Here is a 24,975-nt window from a genome sequence, read left to right as displayed (position 1 = left end):
CATGTCGATCGAAGTCCGTAATGTCAGCAAGAACTTCAATGCCTTCAAGGCCCTGAACAGCATCAACCTGGACATCCAGAGTGGCGAGCTGGTGGCCTTGCTCGGCCCGTCCGGCTGCGGCAAGACCACCTTGCTGCGCATCATCGCCGGCCTGGAAACCCCGGATGACGGCAGCATCGTGTTTCACGGTGAAGACGTCTCCGGCCACGACGTGCGCGATCGCAACGTCGGCTTTGTGTTCCAACACTACGCGCTGTTCCGCCACATGACCGTGTTCGACAACGTGGCGTTCGGCCTGCGCATGAAACCGAAGAACCAGCGCCCGAGCGAAAGCCAGATCGCGGTCAAGGTCCACGAATTGCTGAACATGGTGCAACTGGATTGGTTGTCGGATCGCTACCCGGAGCAGCTCTCCGGTGGCCAGCGCCAACGTATCGCCCTGGCCCGCGCCCTGGCGGTGGAGCCGAAAGTGTTGCTGCTGGATGAACCCTTCGGCGCCCTCGACGCCAAGGTGCGTAAAGAGTTGCGTCGCTGGCTGGCGCGCCTGCACGAAGACATCAACCTGACCTCGGTGTTCGTGACCCACGACCAGGAAGAGGCCATGGAAGTCGCCGACCGCATCGTGGTGATGAACAAGGGCGTGATCGAGCAGATCGGCTCACCGGGTGACGTCTACGAAAACCCGGCGAGCGATTTCGTCTACCACTTCCTCGGTGATTCGAACCGCCTGCACTTGGGTGAAGACAAGCACGTGCTGTTCCGCCCGCATGAGGTGTCGCTGTCGCGGCATGAGCTGGAGGACCACCATGCTGCTGAAGTGCGGGATATCCGTCCGCTCGGCGCTACCACCCGTGTGACGTTGAAGGTGGAAGGCCAGAGCGAGCTGATCGAAGCGGAAGTGGTGAAAGACCACGACAGCCTGACTGGCCTAGCACGCGGCGAGACGCTGTTCTTCAAGCCCAAGGTCTGGCAGAAAGCCTGATAATCCCGCACTGTGAAAACGGTGCCAATGTGGGAGGGGCGGTGCGACGATTCGACTTGCCCCCGATAGCAGTGGGTCAGTTGATAAACATGTCACTGAAACACCGCCATCGGGGGCAAGCCCCCTCCCACATTTAGGCCTCTCTCGGCTTCAGATCGCGTCGAACCACCGGCCCCGAGCGCTCCTCGATCTGCTGCTTGAGGTCATGCCGCAACCCCAACAGGAATGCCAGTTCGGCCACCACGAACAATGGCCCCACGATCAATCCCGAGACGTCATCCACAAACGCCGGCTTCCTGCCTTCGTAGTAATGCCCGACAAACTGAATCACCCAACCCACCACGAACAGGCCGATGCCGCTGCCGAGCCACACCTGCGTGCTCTGAGCCGCCAGCACGTGGCCGGCCCACACCGACAGGCCCATCAGCACCGTCATCAGCAGACCCAGGGCCAATTCCAGGCGCAGGTAAATCCACGCAGAGAACAGCGCGAGAAGAACGGCGGGTGAGATCCATAGGCCAGCGACGGCCCATTCGGGGCGTGACAACAGCACGGCCACTGCCACCACAATCAGTGGAATGCCGACAAAGTGGCTGGCGATATTGCGCGGGTCGCGGTGGTACGCGGCATATTGACTGAGGTGGTCGATGAGGCTTTTCATTGTTATTCCTCCTGTAGGATGTTTGATCATCTCCCGTCAGCCAGCGACTGACTGTCAACTGGGCGACAATCTCTGGAGTTCTCATGATTGCGGCAACCTGGCATGCCCGATTGGCCACCGGCCAGTGGTTCAGCCACCTGCCTGTACCGCTACAGGATAGTTTGCTGGCGGCGGCTCGGCTGCGTCAGCTGACGGCGGGGCAGTACCTGTTCCGGCGCGGTGATCCGCCCTGTGGGGTGTATGCGGTATTGGAGGGGGCGGTGCGGGTCAGCGCGGTCAATGCGCAGGGCAAGGAAGCTATTCTGAGCCTGGTTGAAACGCCTTACTGGTTCGGCGAGATCTGCCTGTTCGATGGTTTGCCGCGTACCCACGACGCCTTGTCGGTTGGGCCGTGCACGCTGTTGCAGGTACCGCAATCGGCGATGCTCGAGATTCTTGACCAAAGCCCGGCGTATTGGCGCGACATGGCGTTGTTGATGAGCCAGAAGTTGCGCCTGTCGCTGATCAATATCGAACAGATGAGCCTGATGCCGGCGTCGACACGTATCGCTCACCGGCTGCTGATGATTGCCGGCGGGTACGGCGAGATAGAGCATTCCCGTCGCGTCCTGCAACTGCCCCAGGAAGATCTGGCCGCGATGCTGAGCCTGTCGCGCCAGACCACCAACAGTTTGCTCAAGGCGTTAGAGCAGCAGGAGATCATCAAGCTGAGTTACGGCGCGATTGAAGTGCTCGACCTGCCGCGCTTGCGGCAGGCCGCGGGGGCTGGCTAGGAACCGCGATACGTCGAAAAACCGTAAGGGCTCAGCAGCAGCGGGATGTGGTAGTGCTGGTCGGCCTGCTTGACTTCGAATATTACCGGGACTTCCGGGAAAAACGTCTCGCGATTGGCTTTCTTGTAGTAGTCACCGGTCTTGAACACCACGCGATACTCGCCCGGCTTCATGGCTTGGTTGGCCGGGAACAGTTCGGCGATACGCCCCTGCTGGTTGGTGACACCTTCGGACAGCGACTGCCAGTGATCGCCTACGTGTTGCTCCAGGGTGACGTTGACACCGGCAGACGGCAGACCGTTTTCCAGGTTCAGCACATGCACGCTCAGCGGGTTGCCGGCCGCCAGGGCCAGGCTGCTCAGGCCGCTCAGGCTGAGGGCGGCGAGGGTCATAGTCAGGGTTTTCATTGAGGTTTCCTCAAGGGGTGATTGTCAGGCCAAGTTGATTGGCCGCCTTTACCGCGCACGCGTCGTCCTGCTCGGCACCGCCGGCACCGGCAATGCCAAGCGCGCCTACCAGTTCAGTGTCGGCGAACAGCGGCACGCCGCCCCCGAGCAACAGCAATTCGGACAAGCTGTTAAGGTTGGCGGCCTCTGGGTTGTTGCGCGCACGCTCGGCAAACAACCGAGTGGGGGTTTTAGTCGACAACGCCGTGTACGCTTTGCGTTGGCTGGCGATGCTGTTGTGTGGACCTACGCCATCGGCCCGCAGGCTCAGCAATGGATTACCGCCCCGGTCGAGTACGGTAAGTGCCGCCGTGCACTGCGCCAGGCTGGCGTCTGCCAGTTGGCGTGCGGTGTGCAAATCCAGGTCGGCGTGGCGCGGCAGCGGTGGTGCTGCCAGGACGCTGGCGCTGATGGCGAAGCTCAAGAACAAGGTATTGCGGTACATGGGAATGGCTCCAGAAAGCAGGCCGTTACCTTAGCCAGCGGTCTCGCTCAAAAGCCGAACAATTCGATTACAGGTTTGTAATGAACCAAGAGGTAGGCATGCAGGTGTTGTTAGTGGAAGACCAGCCGAAATTGGCGCAACTTATGGCCCAGGGCTTGAGTGAGGCCGGCTTCGCAGTAGAAGTCGCAGCCAATGGCATGGCAGCTCAGCGGTTTGTGGAAAGCACTGACTATGACTTGGTGATCCTGGATGTAATGTTGCCGGGTTTGAATGCCTGGAGGTTGCAGCAGTCGATTCGCAAGAAGGGCGAGACGCCGGTGTTGTTCTTGACGACCCCGGAAGGAATCGAGGACCGTCTGCGCGAGTTGGAACTGCATGAGGATGATTACTTGCTCAAGCCGTTTGAAGCCAAGGCCTTGGTGGCGCGGGTGAAGAAGTTGTTGCGGCGTGACCGTGGGCGCTGATTGATCCGGCATCTTCAATACCTGGACCACCGCCATCGCAGGCAAGCCAGCTCCCACATTTGGAATGCATTCCCTGTAGGAGCCGGGCTTGCCCGCGATGGGGCCATCACGAACACCGCAAATCCACCTACCGCAACCCATCCCTGAACTGCCCCGGCGTCATCCCCGTCCAGCGCTTGAACGCGCGGTTGAAACTGCTGGTATCAGCAAACCCCAGCAAATGACTGATTTCCGCCAATGAGCATTGCGGATCCCGCAAATGCAGCAACGCCAAATTCTCCCGGCACTCATTGAGCAACGCATCAAACCGGCAGCCTTCATCCGCCAGATGGCGTTGCAGGCTGCGCAGGCTCAGGTGCAGCGCCTGCGCAACCCGCTCGGCGCTGGGTTCGCCGTCGGGCAACTGCGCTTCGATCACCCGGCGGACCTTGCGTTCCCAGGTCAGCGGTTGCAGTTGGGCGAGGGTGCGCTTGAGCACGGTTTCGTTGTGTTCGGCCAGTTCGGGGTTGGCGTCGTCCAGGTGGCTGTCGAAATCCTGCGCGGCGAACTCCAGGCGGTCTTCCTCAGCGCCGAAAAACACCGGCGCGCGAAATACTGTGTGCCATGGCTTGGGATCGGCCGGTTCCGGCCTTCGCAGGTACACCGCCAGCGGCGCGTATTCGCGCCCCAGGCGATTGCGACAAGTGCGCACATAGATCGCCGCAAACGCATCGATGGCCTCGAACGCTGGCGCTGGGTTTCCCGGTAGTTGCAGCAAGCGGAACCGGTAGCGCTCGCCATCGCCGCTCAGCTCCAGGGCCAGTGCATCGCTGACCACCTGGTGATACCGCACGATGCGCTCGAACACTTCCCGCAAGCTGCCACTGGCCACCAGCGCATACCCCAACGCATGAAACGTGGTGGGGCTGACGAACCGCGACACCCGCAGACCAATCGCCGGGTCGCCGCTGGCCTGCACCGCCAGCTCCCACAAACGCGTGGTCGCTGACAGCGGATAGCGCGCGTTGGGATCGTCCATCTGCCGCGGGTCGAGCCCGGCTTCCAGGCACAGCGCGGCGCTGTCGAGGCCCAGGGCGTCGAGTTGCTTGCGCAGGGCGCGGGTCCAGCTGGCGAGGGAGGTGGGTTCGGTCATGGCGATTGGCGCTTGCGGTCAACAGGTTGGCGTGCGTGGCTGATGCCCTGGCGGACCGCTTGGGCCAGGATGCATCCATCAATAACCAGAGGATGGAAGCATGGACGGTACTTCTGCAAGTCCCCAGCAGATGAACGCACAACAGCGCTCGGCGCATATCCGTGAAGTGGTGCTGGCCGAGGGCGTGCGCCTGCGCCAGCAGCACCCTTGGCTGCTGCATCAGGACGCGTTGGGCGCGTGCATCCTGGCCTTTGCCTTGGCGGGCATGATTGGCTGCGCAGCGCTCTACATCAGCGGGCATATGGCCTGGTGGGTGTGCCTGCTGCTCAACGCGTTCCTGGCTTCACTGACCCACGAGCTGGAACACGACCTGATCCATAGCATGTACTTTCGCAAGCAGCGTGTGCCTCACAACCTGATGATGGGCCTGGTATGGCTGGCGCGGCCCAGTACGATCAACCCGTGGGTACGCCGACACCTGCACCTCAACCATCACAAGGTGTCCGGCACCGAGACCGATATGGAAGAGCGCGCGATCACCAACGGCGAGCCCTGGGGTTTTGCGCGGTTGCTGATGGTAGGCGATAACGTCATGTCGGCCTTCATCCGCATCCTGCGGGCCAGGACCTGGACGCACAAATTGACGATTCTCAAGCGCTCGCTGCTGGTGTATGCACCGCTGGCACTGCTGCATTGGGGCGCGTGGTATGTGTTCCTTGGCTTTCATGCCGCCAATGGCATTGCCAGTCTGCTCGGTGCGCCTATCGAGTGGTCAGCTGGCACCGTGCAGATGATGCAGGTGATTGATATCGCTGTCGTGGTGATCATCGGCCCCAACGTGCTGCGTACCTTTTGCCTGCACTTTGTCAGCTCCAACATGCACTACTACGGCGATGTGGAACTGGGCAATGTGATCCAGCAGACCCAAGTGTTGAACCCCTGGTGGATGTGGCCTCTGCAGGCGTTCTGCTTCAACTTCGGCAGCACCCATGGCATCCACCATTTTGTGGTGAAGGAACCGTTCTACATCCGCCAGATGACCGCCAAGGTGGCGCATCAGGTCATGGCTGAGATGGGCGTGCGTTTCAATGACTTCGGGACGTTTGCGCGGGCCAATCGGCTGGAGCCGCAAGCGCGCACAAACGCGGGGCTCAATCCGGCTGAAACGGTGATGCGCTGAGTATTACGCCGGTTTCGTCCACGTATTGCTGCCAATGGTCGATAAGCGTGGCCAGTTTGTCCGGGTGACGCTGGGCCAGGTCGTGGATCTCGCCGGGATCCTGGCCCAGGTCATAGAGCTGCCATGTCGCCGGGCCCACCGGGCCTGGGATGTACACGGCTTTCCACCGGCCCTGGCGAATGGCCCGGCGCCCGAACAGCTCCCAGCCGGTGACGGTGTGCTCATCGTGCACCTCGGCGGTTTCACCTGACAGGAAGCCCAGCCACGACTTGCCCCGCAGTGGCGCCACCGGCTTGCCGCGCCATTGTTGGCCCGGATGGCGCACACCGGCCAGGTCCAGGAGCGTCGGCGTGATGTCCATCACTGTGCCAAACCCATGGCTGATCCGGCCTTCAAGCGTCAGCCGAGGGTAGTGCATCAGTGCCGGCACCCGAATCCCGCCTTCGGTGGTAAATGCTTTGAACAGCCGTGACGGGGCGGTTGCCACTTGAGCCCACGAGGGGCCGTACCAGACGTAGGAGTTGGCCCGCCCGATGTTCTCCAGGCTGTTGTCGTAGTGCTGGTTGAGGTAGGTCAGCAGCTCGGGGCCGAACTTGGGAAAGGCTTCCAGCAGCGCACCTTCAGCGCCGTTGTCGGACATGAACACGATGAACGTGTTATCCAGTTGACCCTGCTGGCGCAGGTACTCCACCACCCGGCCGATGTTCCAGTCCATGCGCTCGACCATGGCCGCATACACTTCCATCGCCCGCGCCGACACTTGGCGCTGTGTCTCGGTAAGGCCGGCCCATTGGGCACTCAATCCGATCAGTGGATGGGGTTCGACATCCGCGTCGATCAGCCCCAGGGCCTTGAGCTTTTCCAGGCGTTCCAGGCGCAGCACCTCGGGTCCGGCGTCGTAGCGGCCACGGTATTTGTCGACGATCTCGGCGGGAGCCTGCAACGGCCAGTGCGGGGCGGAGAATGGCAGGTAAGCGAAGAACGGTCGCGCCTGGTCGCGCTCCCTGAGGTATTGCAGCAACTTGTCGCCAAAAGCGTCGGATGAATAGAAATGTTCAGGCAGTCGCTCGACGAAAGTGTCGTCTTCGATATACAGCGCAGGCGTGGATTTGAGCAGGCCGGGCGTCGTCTCGTCGTAGGGCGGTTCGAAGCCATAGTGGTTGGCCGCGCCGGGCAACAGCGCGAAGGAGCGTTCGAAACCCCGCGCGTGGGGCGCCAGTTCGGCGGTCAGGCCCAAGTGCCATTTGCCGCTCATCAGGGTTTGGTAGCCGGCCTCGCGCAGCAGCTCCGGCAAGGCCACGACCTTATCGTTCAGGTAGCCCTCATAGCCGGGCTTGCCGATCAGCTCGGGTGTGAGGGCCTCGGCCATGGTGCCAATGCCGGCGATATGGTGGTCGGTGCCGGTCAGTAGCATCGAGCGGGTCGGCGAGCAGGTGGGCGCGGTGTGGAAGTCGGTCAGGCGCAGGCCGTTCAGGGCCAGGGCGTCCAGGTGTGGTGTGGCGATTTCCCCGCCAAAGGCGCCGAGGTCGGAAAAGCCCAGGTCATCGGCCAGTATCACGAGAAAATTGGGACGTTGCGGCATCAAGGCACTCCTCATTCAGCAGGCAATAAAGGCCAGGGGCAGGTTGCGGATCTGTTCGCGCACAGGGGGCTGGTAATGGTCATCGTTGGTCAGTTCGTGCAACAGCTCCTCACGTAATTGATGGAACTCGAAACTGCTGCGTTGGCGCGGATGGGGCAGGGTGACTTGCACCACTTGTTTGATCCGGCCTGGCCTTGGCTCCATCACCACGACGCGGTCGGCGAGGAAGATCGCTTCTTCCACGTCGTGGGTCACCAGCACTGTCGTGATCCTGGCGCGGGCACGAATCGCCAGTAGTTCATCCTGCATCTGCTGGCGTGTCAGCGCATCGAGGGCGCCGAATGGCTCGTCCAGCAGCAGGATACGGGGGCTGGCCACCAGGCCGCGGGCAATTGCCACGCGTTGCGCCATGCCGCCGGAGAGCTGATGGGGGTAGGCACGCGTAAAGTCGGCCAGGCCGACCAGCTCGATAAAATCATGGACCCGTTGGCTGCGCTCGGCGTCGCCTGATGGTTCGTTGACCAGCCCCAGCCCAATGTTTTGCTCCACGGTCAGCCAGGGAAACAAGCGGTGTTCCTGGAACACAATGCCGCGCTCACGGCCGATGCCACTGACGGCTTTGCCGTCCACCTGGATCTGGCCGCGGAACTGTGTGTCCAGGCCCACCAGCAGGCGCAACAGGGTGGATTTGCCGCACCCGCTGGAACCGACAATCGCGACGAATTCGCCTTCGGCAATCTCCAGGTTGAATTCACGGATGGCTTCCAGCTCGACACCGTCGACGTCAAAGCTCTTGCCCACATGGTTGAAGCGGACGATAGGTGCGTTCATGCGTGTCTCCAGCGGGTAGCGCGGGTTTCGATGCGTTGGCCGATAAGGTTGAGGGCGGCGCCAGTGAGGCCGACCAGAAGCATGCCGCTCATGATCAGGTCCATGCGCAGCAACTGTTGAGCGCCGATCATCAGGCTGCCGATGCCGCCGTTGGAGGGCATGAAATACTCAGCGCCGATGGTGCCCAGCCAGGCATAGATCAGGCTCAGGCGCAGGCCGGCGAAAATCCCCGTCGCAGCGCCGGGCAACACCAGGCGGCGCAGGCGCTGGAACAGGTTCAGGCGCAGCACCTGCGCCGCCTCGCGCAGTTGGGGTGACAGGTTCAATACGCTGCGCTGGGTGGCGATAAATAACGGGAAGAACGCGGCGAGGGCGATAAACACCCCCTTGGCCAACTCGCCCAGTCCGAACCACGCGGTGAGCAACGGTACCCAGGCGAAGATCGCAATCTGGCGCAGCGCAGACAGCGTCGGCCCGAGTACGCGCTCGCTGCGCCGCGACAATCCCAGCCACAGGCCCATGGCAAACCCCAGGCTGGTGCCGAGGATCAAGCCGCCCAGCGTACGGCCCAGGCTCTTGCCCAGGGCACCGGACAGGCTGCCATCCAGCACGCCCGTCACGGTGGTGTGCAGGACTGTCCATGGGCTGACCAGAATGTTCGCATCCACCCAATCCTGCTGGGTTGCCAGTTGCCATAACGCCAGCAACAGCAGCGGCAACAGCCAAGGCTGCAGGCGTTGCCAGCCTTGATAGCGGGGGCCCTGAGGAATCTGTGCCGTCGTCGGATGGGGCCAGTGCACCCATGTGCGGTCCAGCCAGCCGATGCCGCGATCCATCACCACGCCCAACACGCCGATCACCACGATGCACACGAAAACGATATCGAGCATGAACAACTGGCGAGCCCATACCATCAAGTAACCAATGCCTTCGCTGGACGCCAACAACTCCACGGCCAGCAATGAGGTCCAGCCGGCGGCCAGCGCGAGGCGTACGCCGGCCATGAACGCGGGGAGCGCGGCCGGCAGGATCAGCCGACGAATCAGCAGGTGAGTGGGCAGGCGCAGCACGCGGGCGGCTTCACGCAGGTGGGGCTGGGCATCGCGCACGCCGACCAGTACATGCAGGGTGACGGGCACTACGATTGCCTTCACCAGCACCACCAGCTTCAAGGTTTCGCCGATGCCGAAAAACACCATGAACAGGGGGATCCAGGCCAGTGTTGGCACTTGCGCCAAAGCGCTGAACGTGGGGAATACCACGCGCTCGACACGGGCGCTGAACCCCAGCAGGGCACCCAGCAACGCCCCGGCGCCGATGCCCGCCAGGAGTCCCCAGAACAAGCGCTGAACACTGATTGCCAGGTGAGCCCACAACTCGCCACCGGCCAATTCCACAGCGCTGCTCCACACCAGTGAGGGTGGTGGCAGAATCTGCTCGCTCATCCAGTGATTGTGGCTGGCCAGCCACCACAGCGCGAACAGCGCCAAGGGCAACAGCCAGGGCAATAACCGTTCTCCCAGTTTTGGCCAGCGGTGCGCCCGATCATGACGGGGAGCGGCCAGAGGCAGGCTCAACAGTGATATTCGGGCCATGGAGGACCTCCGTTGTCGCCGATGGCGTTATGTGATTTTGATCTTACAAAAACGCAATCAAGATGATTGGGGGATAAGAAAATGCATTTAATGCCTCAGCCGAGCACGCATCCAATGCATTCGGAGAATATTTTCAATGCTGTTCATGCATAGGCCCCAAGGGTCGGCGTTTTAAGCCTTATAGTTCTAAAAGCTATTAAATTGTGAATTTATAGTATTTAAAGTTTTGTGTAGGTTGTGCCTACTTTCTGCTCCCCGGACGACCGTCGCCCACAGGAGCTGCGCTTATGAAACTGCCCTTTAAACGCTTGATTGCATTGTTCGCGGGTACTGCCCTGGCCGGTTGGGTCCAGGCCGCTGAACTCAAGGAAATCCGCATTGCCGTACCCGACCTCAGCGCGGGGAGCCAGCACAGTGGTGGTGGTATCACGGATGTGTTGCGCGACCAGCAGATCTTCGAGAAAGCCTTTGCCGACCAAGGCATCAAGATCCAGTGGAATTACTTCAAGGGCGCAGGACCGGTGATCAACGAGGCCTTCGCCAACGGTCAACTGGACCTGGCCTACCTGGGCGACCTGGCGGCGATCATCGGTCGCTCCAATGGCTTGGACACCCGCCTGCTCAGTGCTTCGGCACGCGGCGTCAAACAGTATCTTGGCGTGGTTCCCGGCTCTGGCATCAAGACCCTGCAGGACCTCAAGGGCAAGCGCGTTGCGGTGTTTCGCGGCACGGCCACTCAACTCTCGTTCGACAGCGCCCTGGCCAGCCAGGGCCTGAGTGAAAAAGACCTGAAAGTAATCAATCTGGATTTCAGCGCCGCGAGCGCCGCCCTGGCTGCCAGGCAGATCGATGCCACTTGGGGCAGTTCTAGCCTCAGTGCGCTGCAGGCCAAGGGCTTGGCCGAATTGCCACTGACCACCAAGGACCTCGGCGGCGCTGGCAGCATCCAGGCTGTATTGGTGGGCAGTGGCAAGTTCGTCGATGAGCACCCCGATGTCGTGGTCAAGTTGCTCAAGGCCCAGCAGCAAGCGGTGCAGTGGTTGACCGATGACAACAACAAGCAAGCCTATATCGACCTGGTGTCGGGGCTGGCCAGTTACCCACCGATCATCCTGAGCAATGACCTGAAAAACGAGAAGCTCAGCGAGCTGTTCCCCTCGACCCTCGACCCGGTGTTCCTCGGCAAATTGCAGGAGTCGGTAGACCTGGCGACCAAGGAGCGGCTGATTCGCAAGTCCTTCCAGGTCAGTGACTGGGTGGCGCCGAATCTGCAGGCGGCGGGTCTCTAAGCGACGTCAGACCGCCACGCTCACGTCTTGGCGGTCGACTTGTACCAGCGTCTCGATCATTGCCTTCGCCGCCGGCGACAGGCGCGAGCCGGTGCGGCTGACCACCCCGCACCGCGCACTCATGGTGTCCATGTTCTGCGGCAGGTTGCGCCAGTGCAGCACCACCAGGGAGCCACGGGCGATGTCTTCGGCAAATGCTTCTTCGGTGCCCACGCCAATGGCATTGGACTGCAGCACGATCTTCACCAGCGCCGGGAAGTGCTCGGTCTGGATGCTGGGTGAAAAGTCCATGCGCCCGCTGAGGTTCGCCAGCAGTTTGCGAATGCCCTGGGAGATCAGCGGCGACGCCAGCGGATAGTCGAACATGTCGTTGGTCGACAGGCTGTCCTTGGCCAGCAGCGGGTGGCCCGGACGGCAAAAAAATACACCACGCTTGGGGCTCAGTGCGCGGGTCTGGAAGTTTGGATCGTTTTCGAACTGGCGGATGTCGGCAATGAAGAACTCGATTTCTTCGCGGCTCAGAGCGCGGCTGAGTTTTTCCCAGTTATCCACCTGGAAACTGGTCCGGATCTTCGGGTGTGCAGTGATAAAGCGCGCCACCGCATCGGGTACCAGTTTCACCGCGGGCGCCGGTCCGGTGCCGAAGCGCAGGTCGCCGGCATCGAGCTTGGTCATGCGGGTGACTTCACTGCTCAGCAAGGCGGCACCGTGCACCAGGCTCAGCGCATGTTGCAGCACTACCTGGCCCTCGGGAGTGGGGCGCAATTCCTTGTTGCCACGGTCCACCAATACGCAGCCGAACTCATGTTCCAGGCTTTGGATACTGCGGCTGAACGCGGGTTGGGTGATGCCCATGGCGTCCGCGGCACGCACAAAACTGCGGTGTTCGTTGAGGGCGATGAAATAGCGCAGTTGGCGAAGATCCATATGCTTTCCCGGCATTTTAAAAATAGGTCGAAGGCATTTGCGACCGAGGGAGCTGAGGTTTTAAATGCAAGCTCTTATTCCGTCAACGAAGCATTCATTCATTTGCTAGATCTAAATTGCATATGAATAGAGCGTTGTCGGAAAGCGTTCCCACCATCAGGCACATGAGGGTCACCACAATGAGCAATGCCGCATTCGCTGTTCAACCCATCGCCCAAGCGCTGGACATTCACCCCGTCGGCGGGCGCATTGGCGCCGAGATCCGTGGGGTCAGACTGTCCGGCGACCTGGATGCCGCTACCGTCGAGGCCATCCAGCAGGCCCTGGTGCAGTACAAGGTGATCTTCTTCCGCGAGCAGACCCACCTTGATGACCAGAGCCAGGAAGCATTTGCGCACCTGCTGGGCGAACCGATTGCCCACCCGACCGTACCAGTGCGCGACGGCACCCGTTTCCTGATGGAGCTGGACGGCGGTCGTGGCCAGCGCGCCAACTCCTGGCACACCGACGTTACCTTCGTCGACGCCTACCCCAAGGCTTCGATCCTGCGTTCGGTGCTGGCACCCAGGTCCGGCGGCGACACGGTCTGGGCCAACACATCCAGCGCCTACAATGACCTCAGCGTCGAGCTGCGAGCCCTGGCGGACAACCTGTGGGCGGTGCACAGCAACGAATACGACTACGCCGCGCGCAAGCCGGATGTGTCGGTGGAGACGCTGGAGGAATACCGCAAAGTGTTCACCTCCACTGTCTACGAAACCGAACACCCGGTGGTGCGCGTACATCCGGTCAGCGGCGAGAAAACCTTGTTGCTGGGACACTTCGTCAAGCGCCTCAAAGGATACTCCCAGGCAGATTCGGCGCAGCTGTTCAACCTGTTGCAGAGCTACGTCACCCGCCTGGAAAACACCGTGCGCTGGCGTTGGAGCACCGGTGATGTAGCGATCTGGGACAACCGCGCCACCCAGCATTACGCAGTGGATGACTATGGCACCCAGGAGCGTATTGTGCGCCGGGTCACGCTCAAGGGCGATGTGCCGGTGAGCGTGCACGGGCAGGCCAGCAAGACCACCAAGGGTGTGTGATCACCACACGCCGATCTGCACCACCTTGTCTGTTTCCGGCTCTCCATAACGAAACCGTTGGCCACGCAGATCGATCTCTGTGTGGCTGATGGTGGTGCGCCGCTTCAGGCCACGCAGCCATTCGAACAGATAGCCCGAATGGGTTTCGCGCACGTCGGCGTACGCCGGGTCGGCCCCCAGGTCATGCAGTTCCTGCGGGTCGTTTTCCAGGTCGAACAGCTGTGGGCGAAAGCCATCGTACGCCAGGTATTTCCAGCGTTCGCTGCGCACCATCGTCATGCGGCAACGGTCGATGGGCTGCTCCAACCGTTCACGGGCCGGGGCCTGGAAGGCGTAGTCGTATTCGGCGATGGCGTAGCGTCGCCAGGCGCTTTGCGTACGGTGCAGCAGTGGGATCAGTGAGTGGCCTTCCAGGCGGTGGTCGGCAGCAGGCAGCCCCAGGGCGTCGAGGAAGGTCGGCAGCGCATCAATGGTTTCCACCAGGCGGTCGTCGAATGTGCCACGGCTGGCATCGGCACTGGCGCGTGGGTCGCGCACAATCAACGGGACGCCTACGGCCGGCTCCAGCAGGAATTCTTTCTCCCCGAGGAAATGATCGCCAAGGAAATCGCCATGGTCGCTGGTGAACACGATCAGCGTGTCGTCCCAGCGCCCATTGCTTTGCAGAACATCGAACAGCCGCCCGAGTTGATCGTCGATCTGTTTGATCAGCCCCATGTAGGTCGGGATCACCGTGAGGCGTACCTCGTCACGGGAAAAGTTGAGGCTTTCCTGGTGCTGGCGAAACGCTTGATAAACCGGGTGATCGCTGGGTTGCCCCGGCTGGATGGGCGCCTGGATGTGCTCGGCGCCATACAGCGCGTGGTACGGCGCGGGGGCGATGTAAGGCCAATGCGGCTTGATATAGGACAGGTGCAGACACCACGGCTGCTCGGCTTGTTCGTGGATAAAGTCGATGGCGCGGTCGGTGGTGTAGACGGTTTCCGAATGCGCCTCGGCTACCCGCGCCGGTAGCCCGGTATTGCGCATGTGCCAGCCACTGAGTAGCTCACCGCCCTGACCTTCTGCGGCGTTGGCCCATTCATGCCATGGGTTGGTACCGTTGTAGCCTTGTTCGCGCAGGTAATGCGTGTAGGGCGCGGACTCGCGCTTGTCGTCGAACAACGGGCTGTCAGGGTAAATCCCGTCGTGACGCATATACGCTTCAAAACCGACCTCGTTCAGTGGCTCGGCCTGTGCGCCGTGGGGGTCGATCTTCAGGCGCTGCAAAGCGTCCAGGTTTGGCGTGGCGTGGGTCTTGCCTACCAGCGCGGTGCGGATACCGTGGGGGCGCAGATAATCGCCGATCGTCAACTCTTCCAACGGCAGTGGCACCCCGTTCCAAGCCACTTGGTGGCTGCTGACATAGCGTCCTGTATAGGCCGACATCCGCGACGGTCCGCAAATGGTGCCCTGGGTGTAGGCACGGCCGAATCGCACACCGGCGGCGGCGAGACGGTCGATATTCGGCGTGTGCAAATGAGCGTGGCCGTAGCACGACAGGTAATCGCGGCGCAGTTGGTCGCACATGATGTACAGCACATTGCGTACAGGTTTTGGTTGAGGCATGAGGGTTTACCGAACGGAGGACAGGGGGCTTTTTTCGTCCTTTGCGCCGGGGCTGGCAAGTGCATTTGGGGACTGGGTTTCATGCAGGCCATGCATGGGCGTTGCTGCAGGCGTTATCGGGGACAAGCCCCCTCCCACACTTGAAATGCATTCAAAAGTGGGAGGGGGCTTGCCCCCGATGGCATCAGTTCAGACAGCGAAATTCTCCAGCGCACACACATCCTCATCCAGCGCATCAATCTCCTTGATCTGCTCGATCATCGCCTCCGCCAGTGGTGATAACCGGTACCCTGCGCGGCTGACGATACCGTAGCGGGTGAAACGCTCCTCCAGGTCTTCGGCGAGTCCGTCGATCTTCAAACACACCAATTCGCCTCGGGCCATGTGCAGCACATCGCTGTTGGCACTGACGATACCAATGGCATCGGAGCGCAATACCACACCCATCAAGCTGTAGCCGTTTTCGCACTCCACATTGGGCAGGTAATCGGGGCGTCCGCTGAGGTCGACGATGACCTTGCGCAGGTTGGGCGGGCGGATCGTCACGGCCAGTGGATAACTCATCAACTCTGCGGCGCTCACGCTCTCGCGACCGGCCAGGGGATGGCCGGCGCGGCAGCAGAAATTCCAGCGGCGTGGACGCAAGCGATGGGTGTGATAGTCAGGGTTGGCTTCGAAGTGACGGGTATCAGCGACAAAGAATTCGAACTCCTCGCTGAGCAGGCGCTTGCCCAGGCTTTGCCAGTCATCTACCTGGAACAGCACGCGTGCCTTCGGGTAGCGCCCGATAAAGCTGCCAATGGCGCGGGGAATCAACCCGGCCGCGGGTGCGGGGCCACACCCAAAGCGCAGCTCACCGGCCTCCAACCCATTGAACTGGCTGATCTCGTTGGCCAGTTGCTGGGCACCGCTGACCAGGCGCCGGGCATGCTCCAGTAGCACCTGGCCTTGTTTGGTGGGCGCCAGGTCCTTGCGACCGCGGTCCACCAGTTGGCAGCCGGCGGCATGTTCCAGGGCCTGGATGCTGCGGCTGAACGCCGATTGCGAAAGGTTCACGGTCAACGCCGCCGCCACAAAACTGCGTTGTTCGGCGAGGGCGATGAAATGGCGGAGCTGGCGCAAATCGATATGCATTTTTCACATCAAAAATATCGGGGAAATGCATTGGCTATGCATTAGGTCGACTCCTTATAAAGGCTATCTCTTATGCAGTAAATGTTCTAAAAAACATAAATAAATAACCTTGGGGAATATGTGTCGATGAGTATTTCCTGGTTACGGAGCCGCTTATGAGTGTGTTCAAGCCCGCTGTACCTTGCTCTTCCTGGAGGCTCAAGCGTCTGCCGCTGGCCTTGTTGCTGGCCGGCAGCGCCAGTTGGTCGTCCAGTCACGCGGCCGAGGTGATCTCCCCTGAACCTGAGGGCGAAAGCGCCAGCGGCCAACTGGAAACCGTCACGGTGACGGCACGCCGTCGTACCGAAAGCGCGCAGGAGGTGCCGACGCCGATGAGCGTGGTTGGCGGCCAGGCACTGGAGAGCCAAAGGGTCTACCGCATCCAGGATTTGCAACAACTGGTGCCCAGCGTCAACGTTGCCTACATGCATGCGCGCCAGTCCAGCGTGTCAATCCGTGGCCTGGGCAACAACCCGGCCAGCGATGGCCTGGAAGGCAGCGTGGGGTTGTATATCGACAACGTCTATCTCGGCCGGCCGGGGATGGCGGTGTTCGACCTGATGGACATCGAACAGCTCGAGGTATTGCGCGGCCCCCAGGGTACGTTGTTCGGCAAGAACACCACTGCCGGGGTCATCAATATCAGTACCCGTGCGCCCAGTTTTACCCCGGAGCGCAGCATCGAGACGTCGTTGGGCGAAGATGGCTATTTCCAGACCAAGGGCACGGTTTCCGGCCCGCTCACCGATGATCTGGCGGGACGTTTTTCGGCGTATCGCACGCGCAGCGATGGCGACATCAAGAACGAGCACGACGGCCATGATCTCAATGGTGGTTCACGCCAGGGCTTTCGCGGACAACTGTTGTACAAGCCGAGCGATACGTTCAACCTGCGCTGGATTGGCGATTACAACGAAGAGGATTCCAGCGCCGGCACCCGCGTGCTCTACAGCACCGGGCCCACGATCAATGGCACCAACCTCTATGAGTCACGCGCTGCGGCGGCTGGCGCAACGCTGGTGGACGGCACCCACCGCAAGGTCAATCTGGACAACGACCAGCATGTCACGGTGTTCCAGGGCGGTACGTCCCTGGAAGCCAACTGGACGCTGCCGAGTGATTTCACCCTGACCTCGGTCAGCGCCTACCGCTGGTGGAATTTCACACCGCGCAATGATGATGGTCTCAATGTGCCGGCGTCCTATAACGCCGGGGTGTCGGTGGAAGATAAGCAGTGGTCCCAGGAGTTTCGCCTGGCTTCGCCGACCGGCGGGTTTTTCGATTACGTGCTGGGTGCCTATTACTTCGGTAACTCCCTGGACAACAAGTCCTTCGCCTATTACGGACCCCAGGCCGACATCTGGAACGGCACGGCAACGGGGGCGCTCGCCAACGTGAGCAGTGTGGGCAACGGGCACATCCGCACCGACAGCTTCGCGCTGTTTGCCCAAGGGACCTGGCACCTCACCGAGCGCCTGGATTTCACCGCCGGTCTGCGTGGAACTTATGAAGAGAAAAGCGCCTGGGTGACTCGCAATGCGCCGGTGGGTGGCGCGGCTGTCACGGGCGCGGCCGCTACGGCTCGGCGTGGGCGTGCCGGGGCCTACGACTCCGGAGACCTCAACCAGTACAGCACCAGCCCTTCGGGCCTGCTGAACCTCAGTTACCGCTTCAATGAAAACCTGCTGGGCTATGCGACCCTGTCCCATGGCGAGAAATCCGGAGGGGTCAACCTGGCGGTGGGTTCGGCGCCAACGGCCGGCGCGGATTCGCTGCTGGTCGGCACCGAAAGGGCCAACAACGCTGAACTGGGCTTTAAAAGCACGCTGTGGGACCGACGCCTGCAACTCAATGCCAACCTGTTCTGGACCCAGGTCAATGGCTACCAGACCAACGCCTATGATCAGGACAACCGGGTGCAGTACCTGACCAACGCAGGCTCCGTACGTTCGCGTGGGGTGGAAGTGGAAAGCACCCTGGTTCCCATCAAAGGACTGACGCTGAACGTGAATGGCTCGTTCAACGATGTGAGCTACCTGTCCTACAAGGACGCCCCGTGCCCACCGGAAGTCAGCTTGCGCCCGGGTGCCCCGGCCTCCTGTGACCTGACAGGGCATCAGGTGGTGGGCGCGTCGAAATGGATCGCCAATGCCAATGGCGAGTACAAGTGGAACCTGGACAACGGTCTGGAACCCTACGTCACTGCCAGCTATGCATTCCGCTCCAAGGCCGTGGGGACAGTGGAGGACTCGGACTACGGGCAGATCCCGGCGTACGCGGTGGTGAACGTGTCTACCGGTTTGCGTGGCAACTATCAGCAGGGGCAATGGGATGTGTCGCTGTGGCTGAAAAACGCCTTCGACAAAACCTACTACACCACCCTGTGGACCGGCGGTAACGGCGGTTATGAAGGCTTGCTGGGCACGCCTCGCACCCTGGGTGTGACCGGTCGCTACGACTTTTAGGCCGGTACGCTGGCGGTGCGATAGGTGGCCGGGCTGAATACGCGGGTCACCACCAGCATCGCCACCGTTGTCACGGTCAGCACCACCCAGGCGCTGACAAAGCTGCCGGTGAGTTCGCGCAGCCAACCGGTCATCCACGGCGAAATCGCGTTGATCAAAAAGCCCACGCCTTGCACGAACGCCGCCAGTTGGCCGGCTTGGCGCGGGTCGCGGTGGTGGTCGAGGGTCAGCAACAGGCTCAGGGCAAAACATGCTCCCAGGCCAAAGCCGCACAGCGCCACCCATAGGTGCGGAAACTGCAACGGCGCGATCAATAGGCCCAGATAGCCGATGGTCTGGGCCAACAGGCTGATCCACAGCAGCGGCCGACGGTCGATCCCGCGTTGTGCCAGCACCGGCATCAACAGCGCGGCGATCACCTGGAAGATGGTCATGAACGCCAGCAATGAACCACTGGGCAACACGCCCCAACCCAGTTGCTGATAGTAGGCCGGCAGCCACGCCACCAGGCTCATGTAGCCGCAGTTCACCAGGCCGAAATACAGCGCCAGCAGCCAGGCACGGCGATTGCGCAGCCCCTTGTAGGCAGGGATGACGTTCGCGTTTTTTGCCGCACCCAGTGGCAACCAGGCCCACAGCAGCAGCGCCGCCAACGCGGGTAACAACCACACGCCCAGCCCGGCCTCCCATTGCTGGAAATACGTGGCTGCCACCGGACTGAGCAGCGCCGCCAGGCCGCCGCCGGCCATCAACGAGGCCGAATAAACGCCCATCGCCACCGGCACGCGATGATGGAATTCACGCTTGATCATCGCCGGCACCAACGCCTGGATCAGTGCAACGCCGGCACCGCCAAGCAACGCAGTCACCAGCAATGTCGACCCTTGGCCCATCAGCCAGCGGGCCAGGCACGCCAACAGGATCATCATGAGGCCCAGGGCGATGCCGCGTCGTTCCCCCAGCTGCGCTTCAACACGCACGCCCACCAGCGCCACCAGGCCCATGCACACCACGGGCAGGCTGGTGAGCAGGGCGCTGCTCTGGAAGCTCAGGCCGGTGGCCAGGCGGATTTCGCCAAGCAACGGGCTGATGGAACTGAGGATCGGCCGCAGGTTCAGTCCCAGGACCACCAGCAGGCCCCAGCCGGCGAACCGGCCTGCGGTTGAGGAGTTAAGCGACATGCAGAACCTGCGGAGTGTGCAAATGAGGCGTGAAGTATCCACAGTCGCCGAGGTATTCTGAAATTAAATATAACCATGCCAACCAGTGGCAAATGGAATGGTAAGCACGATGTTCGATCCCGTGTTGTTGCGCAGCTTTGTCGCCGTGGTGGACTGCGGCAATTTCACCCGCGCGGCAGAGCGCCTGCACTTGACCCAGTCCACCGTCAGCCAGCAGATCCGCCGCCTGGAAGAGGCGGTGGCGTGCCAGTTGCTGGATCGCGACCAACGTCGTGTGGTGGCGACGGCGGAAGGCGAGCGCCTGCTGGCCTATGCGCGGCGCATCCTCGCGTTGCATGAGGAAGCCGCCGACGTATTGATCAACCAGCAAAGCGACGGCGTGCTGCGCCTCGGTGTGCCGGAAGACTTCGCTGCCGAACGCCTGATGCCTCTGTTATCGGCCTTTGTGCTGGCGTACCCCAGGGTGCGCCTGGAGGTCACCAGCGGTCTTGGCCCCGAGTTGCAGCGCCAGTACCGTAGCGGTGAGTTCGACGTATTGCTGGTCAAGCAGATGGGCGACAGCGACGACTGCCTGGCCTCATGGCCAGAGCCGTTGTGTTGGGTGGACAGCCGCAGTACGCCATCCCTGGGGCGCGACCCTTTGCCGTTGGTGGCCTTTCCGGTGGGGGGCCTGTACCGCAACGAAATGCTGCAACACCTGGAAGTGGGGGGCTGGCGCTGGCGCATCGGTTACTCCAGCGCGAGCCTGGCCAGTGTGTGTTCGGCGGTGGCGGCGGGGTTGGGTATCAGTCTGTTACCCCGGCGTGTGGTGCAGGCCGGGCATGTCGTATTGGGCGCGGACAGCGGTTTGCCTGCGGTGCAGGGCGTGCGGCTGGCGTTGTACGGACGCACTGGCCTCGGCGCGGCGGGGCAGAGCCTGCAACGCCAATTGCTGGATTTGTGTGCTAACAGCCCAGCCTGAACGATGCCTTTGCCGAATATTTTTTATGCCCGGAAAGCATTGAAAAACATCGCCTGGACGCCAGCCCACGCAGGACGGGGCTTTGGCGTTTCATCATGTTTCATTTATTCGTTTTAGGTCTATGTATAACTTTAAAGGTTACTTTAAGAGATAAGCCTCTGGCGCCGATGATTCAGCCCACGACGGCCTTCCAAGCAGGCCTGTCGGTTTTTTTGCTTAAAAACCGTAGGGAGTGAATCAATGGGCAATGTCCAGACCGCCGCCAGTGCACACGAGGCGCCGTGGCGCCAGGCGCCGGGTGGTGAGTTGGTCGACCTTGGCCGGCCGCACCGAGCGCCGTTGGGACAACTGCGAACGCAGAGGACTCCGAAGCGTTTCTCCAGCCGTCGCGAAGGTATCCTGCTCGGCCTGCTGGTACTGGCCCTGCACGGTGCGGTGATCTACTGGGTGAGCCAGAAGCCGACCCCGGTGCTGCCGATCGTGCCGCCGGAAATTCCACCGATGACCATCGAATTTTCCCAGCCGGCACCCCCGGTGGTCGAGCCGCCACCGCCCGTGCCGCCACCGCCGCCGCCTGTGGTCGAGCCACCGCCGCCGGTGGTGGATGAATTGGCCGCCAAGCCGGCGCCGCCAAAACCGATTCCTAAACCCAAACCCAAGCCGGTGCCAAAGCCTGAGCCCAAGCCTGCACCGAAACCGCCCGAGCAACCGCCTGCGCCACCGACTCCCGCGCCTCCAGCACCACCGGCGCCGGCTCCGGTTACGCCCGCTTCGGCCAACGCCGCGTACTTGAAGAACCCGGCGCCGGAGTATCCGTCACTGGCCCAGCGGCGCGGTTGGGAAGGCACGGTGTTGCTTCGGGTGCATGTACTGGCCAGCGGTAAGCCGGGCGAGATCCAGATCCAGAAGAGCAGCGGTCGCCAGCAGCTCGATGACGCCGCACTGACCGCCGTGAAGCGTTGGAGCTTCGTGCCGGCCAAGCAGGGCGAGGTGGCCCAGGACGGCTGGGTCAGCGTCCCGATCGATTTCAAGATTCACTAATTATTCGGCTGCGGTGTGTTGCACGCGCCGCGACCTGCACAGAGGGAAGACATCATGGCATTAGCATCTCCACTTGAATCCATCGAAAGCGCGGTGATCTGGCTGCTGGTGGTTTTTTCGGTCGCCACCTGGGGCCTGGCCCTGCTCAAGGGCGTGCAGTTCGGTCGCCTCAAGGCGCAGGATCGCAAATTCCATAAACAGTTCTGGGCGGCGTCGAGTCTCGACTCGGCTGCCGAGCTGGCGCAAACCCAGCCGGGTGCCGCTGCCCGCGTGGCCCAGGCCGGCTACGCCGCGATCCAGGTGGGCGAAACCCCACACGCAGCGGACCTGAGCCAGGCGATCAACCACCAGGACCGCCTTGAGCGTGCCCTGCGCCAGCAGATCGTGCGAGAGCGGCGCTCCCTGGAAACCGGCCTGGCCGTGGTCGCCAGTATCGGCAGCACCTCGCCGTTCATCGGCCTGTTCGGTACCGTGTGGGGCATCATGGAAGCGCTCAAGGGCATCAGTGCCGCCGGTTCCGCCAGCCTCGAAACGGTGGCCGGCCCGATTGGTGCCGCACTGGTTGCGACGGGCGTTGGTATCGCCGTCGCCGTGCCGGCGGTGCTGGTCTACAACTACTTCCTGCGTCGCCTCAAGCTGACCGCTGCCGACCTCGATGACTTCGCCCACGACTTCTACAGCCTGGCGCAGAAAAATTCCTTCCGTGTGCTGCTGCACCCGACCCTGAACAAACCCACTGCCGGCAACCCGCAGAAAGTGAAGGAGGCGTCCTGACATGGCCTTCTCCACGCAAGACACCGATGAGGTACTGAGCGAGATCAACGTCACGCCGCTGGTGGACGTGATGCTGGTGCTGCTGGTGGTGTTTATCGTCACCGCGCCGCTTTTGACCAACGCGATCCCGATCAACCTGCCCAAGACCGAGGCGGTCGCGCCGGTGGAGCAGAAAGACCCGCTGGTGGTGAGCATCGACGGCGCCGGCAAACTGTTTATCAACAAGGACGAAATCCAGCCGGACCTGCTGGAGTTCAACCTGCAGGCGGCCAAGGCCAAGGACCCCGATGTGCGGGTGCAACTGCAGGCGGATGATGGCGTGAACTACGGCGAAGTGGCGCGAGCCATGGCGTCTATCGAACGCGCGGGCATTACCAAGCTGTCGGTGATTACCGCACGTTAGTTGCAAAAGCCTCGACAAGTTTTTGGCCGTTTCCTTGGCAGGGTGCGGCCTTTTTTTTGCCTGCGATTCAATCCTCAACTTGAAATGCGATCAATGTGGGAGGGGGCTTGCCCCCGATTGCAGTGTGTCAGCCAATCAATCTGTAACTGATACACCGCCATCGGGAGCAAGCTCCCTCCCACATTTTGAACTTCATTAATTTTGAGTTTTTGGTTATTAATAAATAGCTTCTTATTCCTTAACGAATATAACACCCGTCCCTATACTGTTCAGCAACGTTAAACGCTGCAGGAGGGCACACCCATGCACAGCGAGTCGATTCGTTATCTGATCGTGCCGGGCTGGCAAGGATCGCCAGAAGATCATTGGCAAAGTCACTGGCAGGCCAGCCTGCCCAACAGCGCCCGCGTGGAGCAGGCCGACTGGCTGACGCCACGTCGAGAAGATTGGGTCGCTGCGCTGGCCGAGGCCATCGCAGCCGACAGCACGCCGGTGATCCTGATCGCCCATAGCCTGGGCTGCATCACGGTGGCGCATTGGGCGGCCACCGCGCCGGTGCACTTCCTGCGCCAGGTGCGCGGTGCCTTGCTGGTAGCCCCGGCCGATGTCGAACGGCCCGCCTGCTCACCTGCGTTGCGTAATTTTGCGCCGATCCCGACCGACCTGTTGCCGTTCCCCAGCCAGGTGGTCAGCTCCGACAACGACAGTGCTGTCAGCGCCCCGCGAGCCCTGGAATTGGCCCGCAACTGGGGCGCCGAAGCCGGCATTCTGTCGGGGGCGGGGCACATCAATGTGAAGTCCGGCCACCAGCGCTGGGAACAGGGGTTCGCCTACCTCTATCGCCTGCAAAGCCGCCTTGAGCATCACGCCCGGCGTACTGCCTGAATTTTTTCAACGCCCCGTCCCTTGAGTGGATTGGCGGCGGGAGCCTGCCATGAGTCTGCATGAAACCTACGGCCAGCCATTGCTGACCTTTCCCGACGCGGAAAAAAGCCCACTGAGCATCCGCGCCAAGGCGCTGGTGTTTGTCGACCCGCGTTCGCGGCAGCTGCGCGAAGACCTCGAAAGCCTCGCACCCCGTGCCTTGCCCGTGTTGATCCGCGGCGAGACCGGTAGCGGCAAGGAGTTGCTGGCGAGGCATATTCACCGGGGCAGCGACCGCACCGGTCTGTTTGTCTCGGTCAATTGCGGTGCGATCAGCCCGACCTATGCCGATGCCGAATTGTTCGGTTATGCCGCCGGCAGCCACAGTGGTTCGGCCAGCAGCCGGGCAGGGTGGTTCGGTTCGGCGAATGGCGGCACCTTGTACCTGGACGAGATCGGCGATTTACCGCTGCCGATCCAGGTGAAACTGTTGGCCGCGCTGGAAAACCACGAAGTCACCCGTGTCGGTGCCCATCAGCCGAGCCCGGTGGATGTGCGCCTGGTCGCCGCCACCAGCATCGACCTGGCCCAGGCCGTGGCGGCCGGCAAGTTCCATGAGCGCCTGTTCCACTATCTGAGCGAAGGTCGGTTGGATTTGCCGGCGCTGCGCGAGCGGGTCGGTGACATCTTGTCCCTGGCCGAATACTTCCTGGGCATCTACAGTCAGCGCCTGGACCTGCCGGTGCCGCTGATCAGCGATGCCGCGCAGCGTGTGCTGGAACACCACAGCTGGCCGGGCAATACCCGCGAGCTGGAAAACGTTATTCACTTTGCCCTGCTGGTCAGCAGTGGGGATGAGATTTTGCCCGAACATTTGAATCTGCCGGTGGCGGGTTCTGCGCTGGAACAGGTGCGGCGGATTTTCGAGCGCGCCAGCCCCGCCGAGCGGGAAACGTTAAGTAAATTCCTGCATGAACAAAATGGAATATCAACGTGAATAAAAGATATTGTTCGGGAATAAAAAATCTAGGTATTGTCCCTCCCACGCCGCGATAGCACTTCGCTGGCACACTACATAAAAAACGGTCGTCAGAGACGCCCCCGGAATTCCGA

Annotated in this window: 24 protein-coding genes; 13 read left to right on the top strand and 11 right to left on the bottom strand. The window is 61.7% G+C overall.

Annotation, left to right across the window (positions count from 1 at the left end; genetic code table 11):
• The first annotated feature begins 1 nt into the window (after window position 1).
• Window positions 2-982, top strand: coding sequence for a sulfate/molybdate ABC transporter ATP-binding protein (locus BM110_RS13740; protein ID WP_034101869.1), 981 nt, complete (start codon window positions 2-4; stop codon window positions 980-982).
• A gap of 133 nt (window positions 983-1,115) precedes the next feature.
• Here BM110_RS13740 and BM110_RS13735 read toward each other — a convergent pair whose 3' ends face one another.
• The gene (locus BM110_RS13735) at window positions 1,116-1,643 is read right to left on the bottom strand and encodes an Mpo1 family 2-hydroxy fatty acid dioxygenase (RefSeq protein WP_093513598.1); all 528 of its coding nucleotides are present in this window, start codon (window positions 1,641-1,643) and stop codon (window positions 1,116-1,118) included.
• An 83-nt stretch (window positions 1,644-1,726) separates the two neighbouring features.
• Here BM110_RS13735 and BM110_RS13730 point away from each other — a divergent pair, with 83 nt between their 5' ends.
• A complete protein-coding gene (locus BM110_RS13730) occupies window positions 1,727-2,416 on the top strand; it encodes a Crp/Fnr family transcriptional regulator (protein ID WP_071489768.1) in 690 nt (229 codons plus the stop codon).
• On the opposite strand, the gene uraH is transcribed toward BM110_RS13730, so the two are convergent.
• Complete coding sequence (uraH, locus tag BM110_RS13725) at window positions 2,413-2,823, bottom strand: hydroxyisourate hydrolase (protein ID WP_058424846.1); 411 nt, start codon at window positions 2,821-2,823, stop codon at window positions 2,413-2,415. The genes BM110_RS13730 and uraH overlap by 4 nt on opposite strands.
• Before the next feature lie 10 nt (window positions 2,824-2,833).
• A complete protein-coding gene (locus tag BM110_RS13720; protein ID WP_093121803.1) occupies window positions 2,834-3,307 on the bottom strand; it encodes a GlcG/HbpS family heme-binding protein in 474 nt (157 codons plus the stop codon).
• Between the two features lie 98 nt (window positions 3,308-3,405).
• Here BM110_RS13720 and BM110_RS13715 point away from each other — a divergent pair, with 98 nt between their 5' ends.
• On the top strand, window positions 3,406-3,771 hold the full coding sequence (locus tag BM110_RS13715) for a response regulator (RefSeq protein ID WP_071489770.1): 366 nt from the start codon (window positions 3,406-3,408) through the stop codon (window positions 3,769-3,771).
• A 127-nt stretch (window positions 3,772-3,898) separates the two neighbouring features.
• Here BM110_RS13715 and BM110_RS13710 read toward each other — a convergent pair whose 3' ends face one another.
• Entirely contained in the window at window positions 3,899-4,903 is a 1,005-nt protein-coding gene (locus BM110_RS13710; protein WP_093121799.1) for an AraC family transcriptional regulator, read from the bottom strand.
• A gap of 100 nt (window positions 4,904-5,003) precedes the next feature.
• Between BM110_RS13710 and BM110_RS13705 the strand changes: the two genes are divergently transcribed.
• Window positions 5,004-6,083 (top strand): fatty acid desaturase, encoded by a 1,080-nt coding sequence (locus BM110_RS13705; protein WP_093513597.1) that lies wholly within the window; start codon window positions 5,004-5,006, stop codon window positions 6,081-6,083.
• Here BM110_RS13705 and BM110_RS13700 read toward each other — a convergent pair.
• The 3 genes from BM110_RS13700 to BM110_RS13690 are packed head-to-tail and all read right to left on the bottom strand — an operon-like array spanning window position 6,055 to window position 10,091.
• The gene (locus tag BM110_RS13700) at window positions 6,055-7,665 is read right to left on the bottom strand and encodes an arylsulfatase (protein WP_093121791.1); all 1,611 of its coding nucleotides are present in this window, start codon (window positions 7,663-7,665) and stop codon (window positions 6,055-6,057) included. The genes BM110_RS13705 and BM110_RS13700 overlap by 29 nt on opposite strands.
• 15 nt (window positions 7,666-7,680) lie before the next feature.
• Window positions 7,681-8,496, bottom strand: coding sequence for an ABC transporter ATP-binding protein (locus BM110_RS13695; protein ID WP_093513596.1), 816 nt, complete (start codon window positions 8,494-8,496; stop codon window positions 7,681-7,683).
• Window positions 8,493-10,091, bottom strand: a complete 1,599-nt coding sequence (locus BM110_RS13690; protein WP_093513595.1) for an ABC transporter permease — start codon at window positions 10,089-10,091, stop codon at window positions 8,493-8,495. The genes BM110_RS13695 and BM110_RS13690 overlap by 4 nt, the downstream gene beginning before the upstream one ends.
• Window positions 10,092-10,378: 287 nt before the next feature.
• On the opposite strand from BM110_RS13690, the gene BM110_RS13685 reads away from it, so the two are divergent.
• Entirely contained in the window at window positions 10,379-11,380 is a 1,002-nt protein-coding gene (locus BM110_RS13685) for an ABC transporter substrate-binding protein (RefSeq protein WP_092248652.1), read from the top strand.
• A gap of 6 nt (window positions 11,381-11,386) precedes the next feature.
• On the opposite strand, the gene BM110_RS13680 is transcribed toward BM110_RS13685, so the two are convergent.
• A complete protein-coding gene (locus BM110_RS13680; RefSeq protein ID WP_093513594.1) occupies window positions 11,387-12,307 on the bottom strand; it encodes a LysR family transcriptional regulator in 921 nt (306 codons plus the stop codon).
• Window positions 12,308-12,486: 179 nt separating this feature from the next.
• Here BM110_RS13680 and BM110_RS13675 point away from each other — a divergent pair, with 179 nt between their 5' ends.
• Window positions 12,487-13,392 (top strand): TauD/TfdA dioxygenase family protein, encoded by a 906-nt coding sequence (locus BM110_RS13675; RefSeq protein WP_092248649.1) that lies wholly within the window; start codon window positions 12,487-12,489, stop codon window positions 13,390-13,392.
• Here BM110_RS13675 and BM110_RS13670 read toward each other — a convergent pair whose 3' ends face one another.
• Both BM110_RS13670 and BM110_RS13665 read right to left on the bottom strand, forming a co-directional pair.
• Window positions 13,393-15,000: an alkaline phosphatase family protein gene (locus tag BM110_RS13670; protein WP_093513593.1), complete on the bottom strand. Its 1,608-nt coding sequence runs from the start codon at window positions 14,998-15,000 to the stop codon at window positions 13,393-13,395.
• A gap of 189 nt (window positions 15,001-15,189) precedes the next feature.
• Window positions 15,190-16,134 carry a LysR family transcriptional regulator gene (locus BM110_RS13665; protein WP_092248643.1) on the bottom strand — a complete coding sequence of 315 codons (945 nt, stop codon included), beginning with the start codon at window positions 16,132-16,134 and terminating at the stop codon, window positions 15,190-15,192.
• Between the two features lie 155 nt (window positions 16,135-16,289).
• Between BM110_RS13665 and BM110_RS13660 the strand changes: the two genes are divergently transcribed.
• Window positions 16,290-18,638, top strand: a complete 2,349-nt coding sequence (locus tag BM110_RS13660; RefSeq protein WP_093513592.1) for a TonB-dependent receptor — start codon at window positions 16,290-16,292, stop codon at window positions 18,636-18,638.
• On the opposite strand, the gene BM110_RS13655 is transcribed toward BM110_RS13660, so the two are convergent.
• Complete coding sequence (locus BM110_RS13655) at window positions 18,635-19,819, bottom strand: CynX/NimT family MFS transporter (RefSeq protein ID WP_071489782.1); 1,185 nt, start codon at window positions 19,817-19,819, stop codon at window positions 18,635-18,637. The genes BM110_RS13660 and BM110_RS13655 overlap by 4 nt on opposite strands.
• A gap of 109 nt (window positions 19,820-19,928) precedes the next feature.
• Between BM110_RS13655 and BM110_RS13650 the strand changes: the two genes are divergently transcribed.
• The 6 genes from BM110_RS13650 (at window position 19,929) to BM110_RS13625 (ending at window position 24,859) form a co-directional block, all read left to right on the top strand.
• A complete protein-coding gene (locus tag BM110_RS13650; RefSeq protein ID WP_071489783.1) occupies window positions 19,929-20,780 on the top strand; it encodes a LysR family transcriptional regulator in 852 nt (283 codons plus the stop codon).
• Window positions 20,781-21,020: 240 nt separating this feature from the next.
• Window positions 21,021-21,821, top strand: a complete 801-nt coding sequence (locus BM110_RS13645) for an energy transducer TonB (protein WP_093513591.1) — start codon at window positions 21,021-21,023, stop codon at window positions 21,819-21,821.
• 54 nt (window positions 21,822-21,875) lie between these two features.
• On the top strand, window positions 21,876-22,595 hold the full coding sequence (locus tag BM110_RS13640; RefSeq protein WP_219731876.1) for a MotA/TolQ/ExbB proton channel family protein: 720 nt from the start codon (window positions 21,876-21,878) through the stop codon (window positions 22,593-22,595).
• Window position 22,596: 1 nt separating this feature from the next.
• Window positions 22,597-22,998, top strand: coding sequence for an ExbD/TolR family protein (locus BM110_RS13635; RefSeq protein WP_093121774.1), 402 nt, complete (start codon window positions 22,597-22,599; stop codon window positions 22,996-22,998).
• A gap of 303 nt (window positions 22,999-23,301) precedes the next feature.
• Window positions 23,302-23,883 carry an alpha/beta hydrolase gene (locus BM110_RS13630; protein WP_071492529.1) on the top strand — a complete coding sequence of 194 codons (582 nt, stop codon included), beginning with the start codon at window positions 23,302-23,304 and terminating at the stop codon, window positions 23,881-23,883.
• Window positions 23,884-23,932: 49 nt separating this feature from the next.
• On the top strand, window positions 23,933-24,859 hold the full coding sequence (locus BM110_RS13625) for a sigma 54-interacting transcriptional regulator (RefSeq protein ID WP_058424836.1): 927 nt from the start codon (window positions 23,933-23,935) through the stop codon (window positions 24,857-24,859).
• Window positions 24,860-24,975: the final 116 nt, after the last annotated feature.

The sequence above is a fragment of the Pseudomonas sp. NFPP28 genome, assembly GCF_900115535.1.
Classification (GTDB): domain Bacteria; phylum Pseudomonadota; class Gammaproteobacteria; order Pseudomonadales; family Pseudomonadaceae; genus Aquipseudomonas; species Aquipseudomonas extremorientalis.
The sequence above is the reverse complement of the archived record's forward strand: the minus strand, read 5'-3'. Positions and strand labels throughout refer to the sequence as shown.

What these genes read in the sequence shown, in the direction of transcription:
- BM110_RS13740 (WP_034101869.1), top strand. Translation starts at nt 2, where the DNA reads ATGTCGATCGAAGTCCGTAATGTCAGCAAGAACTTCAATGCCTTCAAG.
- BM110_RS13735 (WP_093513598.1), bottom strand. Translation starts at nt 1,643, where the DNA reads ATGAAAAGCCTCATCGACCACCTCAGTCAATATGCCGCGTACCACCGC.
- BM110_RS13730 (WP_071489768.1), top strand. Translation starts at nt 1,727, where the DNA reads ATGATTGCGGCAACCTGGCATGCCCGATTGGCCACCGGCCAGTGGTTC.
- uraH (WP_058424846.1), bottom strand. Translation starts at nt 2,823, where the DNA reads ATGAAAACCCTGACTATGACCCTCGCCGCCCTCAGCCTGAGCGGCCTG.
- BM110_RS13720 (WP_093121803.1), bottom strand. Translation starts at nt 3,307, where the DNA reads ATGTACCGCAATACCTTGTTCTTGAGCTTCGCCATCAGCGCCAGCGTC.
- BM110_RS13715 (WP_071489770.1), top strand. Translation starts at nt 3,406, where the DNA reads ATGCAGGTGTTGTTAGTGGAAGACCAGCCGAAATTGGCGCAACTTATG.
- BM110_RS13710 (WP_093121799.1), bottom strand. Translation starts at nt 4,903, where the DNA reads ATGACCGAACCCACCTCCCTCGCCAGCTGGACCCGCGCCCTGCGCAAG.
- BM110_RS13705 (WP_093513597.1), top strand. Translation starts at nt 5,004, where the DNA reads ATGGACGGTACTTCTGCAAGTCCCCAGCAGATGAACGCACAACAGCGC.
- BM110_RS13700 (WP_093121791.1), bottom strand. Translation starts at nt 7,665, where the DNA reads ATGCCGCAACGTCCCAATTTTCTCGTGATACTGGCCGATGACCTGGGC.
- BM110_RS13695 (WP_093513596.1), bottom strand. Translation starts at nt 8,496, where the DNA reads ATGAACGCACCTATCGTCCGCTTCAACCATGTGGGCAAGAGCTTTGAC.
- BM110_RS13690 (WP_093513595.1), bottom strand. Translation starts at nt 10,091, where the DNA reads ATGGCCCGAATATCACTGTTGAGCCTGCCTCTGGCCGCTCCCCGTCAT.
- BM110_RS13685 (WP_092248652.1), top strand. Translation starts at nt 10,379, where the DNA reads ATGAAACTGCCCTTTAAACGCTTGATTGCATTGTTCGCGGGTACTGCC.
- BM110_RS13680 (WP_093513594.1), bottom strand. Translation starts at nt 12,307, where the DNA reads ATGGATCTTCGCCAACTGCGCTATTTCATCGCCCTCAACGAACACCGC.
- BM110_RS13675 (WP_092248649.1), top strand. Translation starts at nt 12,487, where the DNA reads ATGAGCAATGCCGCATTCGCTGTTCAACCCATCGCCCAAGCGCTGGAC.
- BM110_RS13670 (WP_093513593.1), bottom strand. Translation starts at nt 15,000, where the DNA reads ATGCCTCAACCAAAACCTGTACGCAATGTGCTGTACATCATGTGCGAC.
- BM110_RS13665 (WP_092248643.1), bottom strand. Translation starts at nt 16,134, where the DNA reads ATGCATATCGATTTGCGCCAGCTCCGCCATTTCATCGCCCTCGCCGAA.
- BM110_RS13660 (WP_093513592.1), top strand. Translation starts at nt 16,290, where the DNA reads ATGAGTGTGTTCAAGCCCGCTGTACCTTGCTCTTCCTGGAGGCTCAAG.
- BM110_RS13655 (WP_071489782.1), bottom strand. Translation starts at nt 19,819, where the DNA reads ATGTCGCTTAACTCCTCAACCGCAGGCCGGTTCGCCGGCTGGGGCCTG.
- BM110_RS13650 (WP_071489783.1), top strand. Translation starts at nt 19,929, where the DNA reads ATGTTCGATCCCGTGTTGTTGCGCAGCTTTGTCGCCGTGGTGGACTGC.
- BM110_RS13645 (WP_093513591.1), top strand. Translation starts at nt 21,021, where the DNA reads ATGGGCAATGTCCAGACCGCCGCCAGTGCACACGAGGCGCCGTGGCGC.
- BM110_RS13640 (WP_219731876.1), top strand. Translation starts at nt 21,876, where the DNA reads ATGGCATTAGCATCTCCACTTGAATCCATCGAAAGCGCGGTGATCTGG.
- BM110_RS13635 (WP_093121774.1), top strand. Translation starts at nt 22,597, where the DNA reads ATGGCCTTCTCCACGCAAGACACCGATGAGGTACTGAGCGAGATCAAC.
- BM110_RS13630 (WP_071492529.1), top strand. Translation starts at nt 23,302, where the DNA reads ATGCACAGCGAGTCGATTCGTTATCTGATCGTGCCGGGCTGGCAAGGA.
- BM110_RS13625 (WP_058424836.1), top strand. Translation starts at nt 23,933, where the DNA reads ATGAGTCTGCATGAAACCTACGGCCAGCCATTGCTGACCTTTCCCGAC.